Genomic DNA, 9,381 nt, shown 5'->3' with positions numbered 1-9,381 from the left:
TTTTGGGTCCAATCTAGTGCTTCAGAATCTTTAAAATACTCATCTTCTATAAATTCTTGTCCTTGAAACAGCATTGGAATTCCAGGTGATGTCAAAGTGATTGTTAGACCTAATATGGCTCTCTTTTTTGCAAAGAAACTATCTGCATTTCCAGGCTCAATTTCTTCAGGTACACGTGCCTTACCATTTGCAACTTCATCATGAGATTCGGTGTAAATAACTCTTTCAAAGACATTGTTGTTGTATTTAAATAAAATAGCATCTACGAGCGCTTGCATATCGCGATATTCATCTCCTTGTTCAATTAGAAATTTCCTTACGGGATGTACAAAATTCATATCCCACTGAGAACCATAACCAATACCTCCATATTCTGTGGCAAGAGTTACTAAATCATGCCCTTTTAAATCTTCTGCAATAGTCAGTTTACCAGGATATTTAGCATTGATTTCGGCGTTAATATCTCTCATGAGCAGATTTCCTTCGGGTATTTCACTGTCATAACCTAAACCACCACCTTCATAGCGTATATAAGATGTTGCATCCATGCGTAAACCATCACAATGATAGTCTTCAATCCACATCATCGCATTATCTCTAATGTATCTTCTTACTTCTTCTCGACCATAGTCAGGTCTTGAATCTCCCCAAGGTGTAATAGATCGATGGTCGTTATAGAAATAAATTCCACCCTTATCATTTTCAGACCACCCATCAAATTGCCACAAATCCATATCAGATGGCCCAAAATGATTGTAAACAACATCTAGAATCACGGCAATATCTGCTTTGTGAAATTCATTTACCATCCTTGCAAAAGCTTCAGCTCCTCCGTAGTCACGTTCGATTGCGAAGGGATAAGATGGATTGTATCCCCAAGAAATACCTCCTGCAAATTCTGCAATAGGAAGTACTTCTACACAGTTAATACCTAATTTTTTTAAGTAAGGAATCTTTTCAATTATGGAATCAAATGTTGCTACACTTTCTAAGTCTTTTCTATTAAAAGTACCAACATGCAATTCATAAATTACTAAATGATTCCAAGATTTCATTTTAAAATCTTGATCTTCCCACTGGATATCAAAATTTGTGATGATACTATTACCATTACTATTAGTCATCTCTTTGGCATAGGGATCATTTCTTTCTAAAATTACTTCTCCATTATGAATAATATATTTATATTCATCGCCAGTTTTAGCTTCTAAAACGAATTCAGACCAATATCCATTTTCTTCTAGCGTGAGCTCATTTTTAGTTTTATCCCAATTGTTGAATGAGCCTGTAACAAAAACTTTATCAGCATTTGGTGCCCAAACTCTAAACGTAGTCCCTTGCTCCGAAACGATGGCTCCCATCCCCTCTACTTTTTCAATTATCATTTCCATATTCTTAATTTTTTAGTATAAAAGATAGATTCAACATTTGAGATTTCTCTTTTAATAATTTAGAGTTTGACGTTTTGTCCATGGATCATCTTTTCTATTTAAAGTTGGTTTTGGATATGTGTTTCCTACTTTTGCAAATTGTGTGTTCATCTTATTTGTATTTTATGTTGTTATTATTTTTTACAAAGATGGATGATTTACCGTATAAGAAAATTATAGAATTTAGGTTGGTATTTATAAAATTTTCACTTTATAAATTTTAATGATCCTTTATTTTTTTTAAATTAAGAAGGGGAAGGTAATCTTTGAAATGCTTTTCATTTAGTGTAATACAATTTTTTACAACTAAATGATATAAGTTCAACTGAATTAATATTCTATATAAAGTTGCCTATATAGTGCTTGAAAATACAGAAGTATCATTAAAAATGATACTTCTGTATAAGATCACAAGCTTATTTTATTAAAACAAAATTATTCATATCCATGGGGTTATTGTCCCAATTTATTTCGATTATTTTGTGGATCATTTTTATTAAATCATTGAATTTGTATGGTTTAATAACGAAATAATTTGCCCCTAGAGAATAACTTAATTCAATATCAGATTTATTGGAACTCGTAGAATATATTATTACAGGGATTTGATAAGTACATAATTCATTGCGGATTTCTTTTAAAAAATCAAATCCTGATTTTTTAGGCATATTTATATCTAAAAAAACAACACCTTTTTTAGATATATTATCTTTGATACTATTAAGAAGGTTTTCGCCATTTTTGTGAATATGTAGACTTATAAATTTTTGTGTGATTTTAGAAACATTTTCAACAGCATCATAAAAAAACATTAAATCGTCTTCGTCATCATCAGCATAAAAGATATTTATTTCATTCATTCATTTTTTTTTATATAATTAATGATGTAAAAATATCTTATTAAATTTAATATAATTTCATGTTTTTAAGTTGAATATTGTAAATTTCAATGTTTTTTTTCTTCTAGCTCTTCGTTGATTTCTTGGATAGCCTTACGTCTTATTTTTTTTAAGTTCTTAAAATGAGAGGGAGAAAATCCTGTTATTTTTTTAAATTGAGTAGAAAATGCCGAAAGGCTACTGAAATTTAGTTTAGTAGCAATTTCAGAAAAATTTGACTCTTCAAATAAAATCATTTCCTTAGCTTTTTCCATCTTTATCACATTGATATAATTAATTATGGTGCAAGAGGTAACATTTGAAAATGCATTTGAGAGATAGTTATAATCTAAATTTAATTCTTTAGTTAAATAATCTGAAATATTGATTTTTATCGAGCTATTGGCATTAACATACTCGTGGCAACATTTTTTTATTTTTTCAATCAAAATTCCACCTTTGCTTTCAACGATTTCCAATCCAACTTTTTGAATAATGCGGTTTAGTTTTTGCTTTTTTTCTACATTAATTTCCTCTTTAATAACAACCTCACCAAGTTCTACTTTGACAGGAGTTAAATGCAATTCTTCAAGGGCTTCCGTAACGACTACTTTACAGCTTTCACAAGCCATATTTTTGATGTAAATTTTTGTTGGTTTCATTTTTTAAAGAATGTTTTGCGGATATTTTTATAAATGGATATTTTTTTTAGATTATAATTTTTAAAATCGTGTATATTCTTAGTTTTTTGGAAGCAAGTAATTTGTACGATACTATCTTAGAATAAAATTCAATCTAAATTTACTTCTTTTTGAACTTATTAAAAATAGTTAGACGATTTACATCCTGTAGAGATAACAACGAAATCTCATGAGTAAAACTAAATGGTATAATGTAGTCTCTTCAAATGAATCCCAAAACGGCGACGGAATTATGCCTGTTTTGGGGATTCGGGTAAGGTGTATGTTTCAGGTGTAAAATGTTTGTTTATAGTCACTTATTTAATTATAACCCTAAATTAATTTTAGCATATTGCAATAACAAAATAGTTTTTGCATCATTAATCTCGCCAGTTGCAATCATATCATAGGCTTTGTCATAAGGCCATTCAATTACTTCAATTTCTTCTTGTTCATGTTCTAGACCACCTCCTTCACTTACTTTCATACTAGCATCATATTCACCAATAAAAAGATGTAGTGTCTCTGTTACTGCACCAGGTGACACAAAAGTCTCCATTACTTTTTGAACGGATTGAATACGATAACCTGTTTCCTCCTCTGTTTCACGAATGATGCATTCTTCAGGGTTATCTTTATCTAATAAACCAGCACAAACCTCAATCATCATTCCAGATGGATTTCCGTTGTAATACGTTGGAAGTCTAAATTGACGAGTCAAAACAATTGTTTTCAGTTCTCTGTTGTACAGTAAAATTCCAGCTCCGTTTCCACGGTCGTAGACTTCTCTTTTTTGTGTGATCCAGTTACCGTCTTTTTTTTGATAATCAAAAGTTACTTTGTTAAGCAGGTACCAATCGTCAGATAGGATTTCGGTTTTTTTAATTTTAAATTCAGGATTTTTCATAAGGAATAAAATATAAGTCAAAAAAAACGCTCTGAAATTCAGAGCGTAGATTTGTTATTTAAGTATCGTTTGTTTTCTGTCTGGCCCTACCGAAACAATTTTGATGGGTACTTCGACTTCTTTTTCAATAAATTCAATATATTCTTTCAATTCGATTGGTAACTCATCATAAGTAGTCATTCCAGTCAAATCTTGTTTCCATCCTTTGAATTCTTTGTAAACAGGAGTTACATTCTCTGGCTCGATGTTGTAAGGAAAGTGAGCTATGTTTTGACCTTTGTAGTTGTACTCAGTACAAACCTTTAAAGTTTCAAAACCAGAAAGAACATCACCTTTCATCATCATTAATTGCGTTACTCCATTCACTTGGATTGCATACTTTAAAGCTACGATATCCAACCATCCACAACGTCTTTGTCTACCTGTTACAGAACCAAATTCGTTACCAACTTTAGCCATAGTCGAACCATCTTCATCAAAAAGTTCAGTAGGGAATGGTCCACTACCTACACGAGTTACATAGGCTTTGAAAATTCCATAAACTTCTTTGATCTTGTTAGGAGCAATTCCTAAACCTGTACAAGCTCCAGCAGCAGTAGTGTTAGATGATGTTACAAATGGGTATGTCCCAAAATCAACATCTAATAAAGAACCTTGAGCTCCTTCACATAAGATTGCCTTACCTGATTTTTGCGCTTGGTGCATGTATTCTTCACTATCAATAAAATCTAATTTTTTGATTTCTTCGATAGATTCAAAAAACTCAGCTTCTAATTCGTCTAAGTTGTATTCTAATTCAACACCGTAAAATTTAATCATTGCCTCGTGCTTGTCAGCAAGAGAACGGTATCTTTCTTTAAAATCTTCTAGTTCGATATCACCTACTCTAAGTCCGTTTCTGCCAGTTTTGTCCATATATGTTGGACCAATACCTTTAAGTGTAGAACCGATTTTTGCTTTCCCTTTTGAAGCTTCAGAAGCTGCGTCAAGTAAACGGTGCGTAGGTAAGATTAAATGTGCTTTTCTAGAAATGATCAATTTAGCTTTGATGTCAATGTTGAATTTAGCTAATCCTTCAATTTCTTTTTGGAAAACTACTGGGTCAATAACAACACCATTTCCAATTACGTTAACCGCTGATTTATGGAAAATTCCAGAAGGAATGGTTCTAAGTACGTGTTTTATTCCGTCAAATTCTAGAGTATGTCCTGCATTTGGACCACCTTGAAAACGAGCAATAATATCGTATTTTGAGGTAAGAACATCAACAATTTTTCCTTTTCCTTCATCGCCCCATTGTAATCCTAATAATAAATCTACGGTCATTTTAATTTCTTTATTTAATCGTTAATTCCTTTTGGTGGTTAAATACAATTAGGCTTAACCACTTTATAAACTAATATGTTTTAATTGTTTTCTTCTTCTTTTTCCTCGTCAGTTTTTGGTTTTCTTTTGGCACCATAAAAATACAAGGAATGATTGGTGATTTCAACATCAAAAATCTCTTCGATAGTTTTCTTAATCGTTTGGATTCTTGGATCACAAAACTCAACAACCTCTCCAGTGTCTGTCATGATAAGGTGGTCGTGTTGTTTATCGAAATATGATTTTTCGTAATGTGCCTGATTTTGTCCAAATTGATGTTTACGAACTAAAGCACAATCCAATAACAATTCGATAGTATTGTATAGCGTCGCACGACTCACACGGTAGTTTTTGTTTTTCATTTTGATGTATAAATTTTCTACATCAAAATGTTCTTCACTATCGTATATTTCCTGAAGAATAGCATAACGTTCTGGCGTTTTTCTATGTCCTTTGTTTTCAAGATACATTGTAAAAACATTTTTTACAATTTCTTGGTTTTTGTTGTTATCTGTGGAAATGAGTGTCATATTCGGCAAAGATAAATTATTATTTTAATAGTTGTAAGGATTAAATTTAATTTTGTGAAAAATGAAAGCATTAAATCTCCTTGATTTTTTTTTAAATTAAAAACAGACTTATTTTAATTAGTATAAACCCTTGATACTTTGTCTACTCCATCAATTTTTTTAATATTGTCTATTAATTTTTTCAATATGCTATTGTTTTGAACAATGACGATTACTTGTCCTTTGAATAATCCTGCATCACCGCTTAGTGAAATACTTTGAATGTTAACATTCATATTGTTTGAAATGACTTTCGTCAATTCATTAGTAAGTCCAAGGGTATCCATTCCTGTAATATTGAGCATAGCCTTGAATTCTTGACGGGTGGAGTCAATCCATTTAGCAGGCATAATGCGATACGCATAATTGGATTGAAGCGAAATGGCATTAGGGCAATCTTTTTTGTGTACTTTGATACCGTCATTGATCGTCACAAATCCAAAAACTTGGTCTCCAGGAATAGGATTACAACAAGTCGAAAGTTTGTAATCGAGTTTGTCTTGCTCTTTTCCAAAAACCAACATGTCATAATTGTGATTCAATATTTGTTTATGAATCTCAGTATCGTTGGTTTTGTCAGATCGCTTGATTTTATTTTTAAAGAAATTAATTAATGTATTTCCTTTTTGAGCGGCATAATCTTTTAATTGTTGGTTTTCAATCGAGCCTACACCCACGCGATAGAATAAATCTAAGCTTGTTTTAAGATTGAAAAAATTAACCAATTCGTTGACTGTATTTTCATTTAAAGTAACTTTTAAATGTTTAAGTTTTCGGGTAAGGAGTTCTTTACCATGTTCCGCAATTTTCTTGGTATTTTCGTTTAATACATTTCGAATTTTATTTTTGGCACGTGATGTTGTTACATAATCGAGCCAGTTTACGGTAGGTTTTTGGTTTTGTGAGGTGATGATTTCAACTTGATCCCCGCTTTTTAATTCGTAATTAAGAGGTACTAATTTACCATTAACTCTCGTTCCTCTGGTTTTTATACCAATTTCAGAGTGAATAGAAAAGGCAAAATCTAACGAAGTCGCTCCTTTGGGTAATGATTTGATATCCCCTTTGGGAGTAAATATGTAGATTTCTTTAGAATACAAGTTCATTTTGAAATCTTCGACAAAATCTACAGCACTAGTTTCAGAATTTTCAAGGGCTTCTCTTAATAGATTAAGCCATACATCGAGTCCGTTTTCTTCGGTTTCTCCATTTTTGTATTTATAATGAGCGGCGTATCCTTTTTCTGCAATTTCATCCATACGTTCGCTACGAACTTGTACTTCGACCCAGCGCCCTTTTGGTCCCATTACGGTGATATGTAAAGCTTCATATCCAGTGGATTTTGGAGAGGAAATCCAATCACGCAAACGACTTGGACTTGGTCTATAATGGTCTGTAACAACAGAATAGATTTTCCAAGCAATAAATTTTTCATCGTGTGGGTTTGATTTGTAAACAATACGCAAAGCAAATTTGTCGTAAACTTCGTCAAAAGATACATTTTGAGCTTTCATTTTTCTATGAATAGAATAAATGGATTTAGGTCTCCCTTTGATGATATAGTCCACACTTTCAGCGTCAAGAGATGCTTTCAGGACTGATGAGATGTCCTTAATATAATTGTCTTGTTGCTCTTTTGTTTCTTTTATTTTACTTACAATTTCGTTGTAAAGAACAGGTTCTGTATATTTTAATCCTAAATCCTCTAGTTTTGTTTTGATGTTGTAAAGTCCTAAACGATGGGCAAGTGGGGCATAGATGTATAAAGTTTCAGAGGCTATTTTTTCTTGTTTATAATCATCCATTGAATCCATCGTTTGCATATTATGCAACCTGTCAGCAATTTTGATTAAGATTACCCGTACATCATCGTGTAAGGTTAATAACATTTTACGAAAATTCTCAGCTTGCATAGACACTTTCATGTCTTTTTGTACCAAAGATATTTTGGTCAAGCCTTCCACTAATTGTGCTACTTTTGGATTAAATAAACGTTCGATATCTTTGACGGTCGTAGGTGTATCTTCGACAACATCATGCATTAAAGCCGCTGCAATTGAGGTAGCTCCCAAACCAATTTCGGATGCCACAATTTTTGCAACTGCAATGGGATGAAAGATATACGCTTCTCCTGATTTCCGACGTTGATCTTTATGTGCTTCAACCGCCACATCAAAAGCCTTGCGTATCAGTTTTTTATCCTCAGTTGTTAACGTTTGGTAACTGATGCGTAGTAATTCTTTATATTCTTGCGCAATGGCTTTATTCTCTTTTTCAATGTCAATTTCTATCATAAGTGGCAGGTTCAATTTCTAAAAATAAGCATAAGTTGGCATATATGCAAGTGGTTTTTTAGTCCTTAGTTTATAGTCCATAGTGCTTAGCAAATAGTTCTTAGTCCATGGTCTTAGCCAATAGATCTTAGTTGTTAGTTCATCGTCTTTTGGATTAACTAAAGACTAAAAAAACTAAAACCCTCTTTGTCTTTTCGCTTCAAAAATTAATATAGCTGCGGCAACTGATACATTCATGCTGTCTATTTCTCCTTGCATCGGAATAATGATGTTTTGAGTTGCTGCTTCACGCCATTCTTGAGTTAATCCAGTAGCTTCAGTACCCACTACTAGAGCGGTAGGGGAGGTGTAGTCTTGTGTGTGATACGAAGTAGAGTTTTGTAGTGTAGCGCAATAAAAGTTGATTTTTTTTTCTTGTAAGTAGGCTATAATTTCTTCTGTAGTTCCAGTGGCAATTTGGTTAGTAAACAAACAACCTACGCTGGAACGTACAATATTTGGGTTGTATAAATCACTTTTGGGATTAGCTATAATGACAGCATCGAGATTGGCTGCATCGGCGGTACGTAATAAAGCACCAATATTTCCTGGTTTTTCAGGTGCTTCGGCAATAATAATTAACGGGTTGTCAGATAATTTCAAATCCGTTAATTGCATCGATTTTGTTTTGGCTACAGCCAAAATTCCTTCGGTAGTATCTCGATAGGCTAATTTTTGAAAAACATCTTTATTAATTTCAATAAAATCAGCTATTTTGGTGATTTTTTTTGCTTCCTCTTCTGAGCAAATTTCAGGATAAAATAAAACCGTTTGAATTTCGTATCCCCCTTTAATAGCAATTTCAATTTCTCTTTTCCCTTCGATGATAAAGGTACCTGTCTGTTTGCGGTTTTTTGCTTTTTCTTGTAATAAAACCAAAGATTTTATAAAAGGATTTTGAACGGAAGTGATTTGTTTCATTTTTAATATTACATCAGTAGAGAAAGCAAAGTTACAAAGGATTTCCATTTTAATTTACAGAATCGATAAAAAGTCTTATTTTCACGGTTTATAAAACTACCATAGTGCATCAGTATACCGTTAGACAATATCAAAAATCAGATTATAAACAATGGAATGACTTTATAAGTCAGGCCAAAAATGCAACCTTTCTGTTTCATAGAGATTTTATGGAATACCATCAAGATCGATTTGAGGATTATTCGTTGATGGTTTTTGATAATGAAAAGTTGGTAGCTGTATTACCTGCTAATAGAGT

The 9,381-nt window shown here is 32.4% G+C and carries 8 protein-coding genes and 1 pseudogene; 1 reads left to right on the top strand and 8 read right to left on the bottom strand.

Translation table 11 applies throughout. The features are described from left to right. From WBQ70_RS13800 to WBQ70_RS13765, 8 genes are all read right to left on the bottom strand, one after another. Positions 1-1,391, bottom strand: a 1,391-nt coding sequence (locus WBQ70_RS13800; protein ID WP_423915213.1) for an alpha-amylase family glycosyl hydrolase, incomplete at its 3' end; no start/stop codon positions are given. 455 nt (positions 1,392-1,846) lie between these two features. Next, complete coding sequence (locus WBQ70_RS13795; RefSeq protein WP_423915211.1) at positions 1,847-2,290, bottom strand: response regulator; 444 nt, start codon at positions 2,288-2,290, stop codon at positions 1,847-1,849. 86 nt (positions 2,291-2,376) lie between these two features. Beyond that, positions 2,377-2,970 carry a helix-turn-helix domain-containing protein gene (locus WBQ70_RS13790; RefSeq protein ID WP_423915209.1) on the bottom strand — a complete coding sequence of 198 codons (594 nt, stop codon included), beginning with the start codon at positions 2,968-2,970 and terminating at the stop codon, positions 2,377-2,379. A 343-nt stretch (positions 2,971-3,313) separates the two neighbouring features. Next, positions 3,314-3,895, bottom strand: a complete 582-nt coding sequence (gene nudK / locus WBQ70_RS13785) for a GDP-mannose pyrophosphatase NudK (protein ID WP_423915207.1) — start codon at positions 3,893-3,895, stop codon at positions 3,314-3,316. A 54-nt stretch (positions 3,896-3,949) separates the two neighbouring features. Beyond that, entirely contained in the window at positions 3,950-5,221 is a 1,272-nt protein-coding gene (locus tag WBQ70_RS13780; protein WP_423915205.1) for an adenylosuccinate synthase, read from the bottom strand. Positions 5,222-5,301: 80 nt separating this feature from the next. Further along, a complete protein-coding gene (locus tag WBQ70_RS13775) occupies positions 5,302-5,790 on the bottom strand; it encodes a Fur family transcriptional regulator (protein ID WP_423915203.1) in 489 nt (162 codons plus the stop codon). A 113-nt stretch (positions 5,791-5,903) separates the two neighbouring features. Then, complete coding sequence (locus WBQ70_RS13770; protein ID WP_423915202.1) at positions 5,904-8,123, bottom strand: RelA/SpoT family protein; 2,220 nt, start codon at positions 8,121-8,123, stop codon at positions 5,904-5,906. Positions 8,124-8,297: 174 nt separating this feature from the next. Continuing rightward, the gene (locus WBQ70_RS13765) at positions 8,298-9,083 is read right to left on the bottom strand and encodes a TrmH family RNA methyltransferase (RefSeq protein ID WP_423915200.1); all 786 of its coding nucleotides are present in this window, start codon (positions 9,081-9,083) and stop codon (positions 8,298-8,300) included. A gap of 104 nt (positions 9,084-9,187) precedes the next feature. Between WBQ70_RS13765 and WBQ70_RS13760 the strand changes: the two are divergent. Continuing rightward, positions 9,188-9,381: pseudogene (locus tag WBQ70_RS13760) on the top strand (FemAB family protein); the annotation flags it as partial.

Source organism: Flavobacterium sp., assembly GCF_049590715.1.
Classification (GTDB): domain Bacteria; phylum Bacteroidota; class Bacteroidia; order Flavobacteriales; family Flavobacteriaceae; genus Flavobacterium.
The sequence above is the reverse complement of the archived record's forward strand: the minus strand, read 5'-3'. Positions and strand labels throughout refer to the sequence as shown.

Bases quoted from the DNA above. Each gene is read 5' to 3' on its own strand.
- nudK (WP_423915207.1), bottom strand. From the start codon at position 3,895: ATGAAAAATCCTGAATTTAAAATTAAAAAAACCGAAATCCTATCTGAC.
- WBQ70_RS13780 (WP_423915205.1), bottom strand. From the start codon at position 5,221: ATGACCGTAGATTTATTATTAGGATTACAATGGGGCGATGAAGGAAAA.
- WBQ70_RS13770 (WP_423915202.1), bottom strand. From the start codon at position 8,123: ATGATAGAAATTGACATTGAAAAAGAGAATAAAGCCATTGCGCAAGAA.
- WBQ70_RS13795 (WP_423915211.1), bottom strand. From the start codon at position 2,290: ATGAATGAAATAAATATCTTTTATGCTGATGATGACGAAGACGATTTA.
- WBQ70_RS13775 (WP_423915203.1), bottom strand. From the start codon at position 5,790: ATGACACTCATTTCCACAGATAACAACAAAAACCAAGAAATTGTAAAA.
- WBQ70_RS13790 (WP_423915209.1), bottom strand. From the start codon at position 2,970: ATGAAACCAACAAAAATTTACATCAAAAATATGGCTTGTGAAAGCTGT.
- WBQ70_RS13765 (WP_423915200.1), bottom strand. From the start codon at position 9,083: ATGAAACAAATCACTTCCGTTCAAAATCCTTTTATAAAATCTTTGGTT.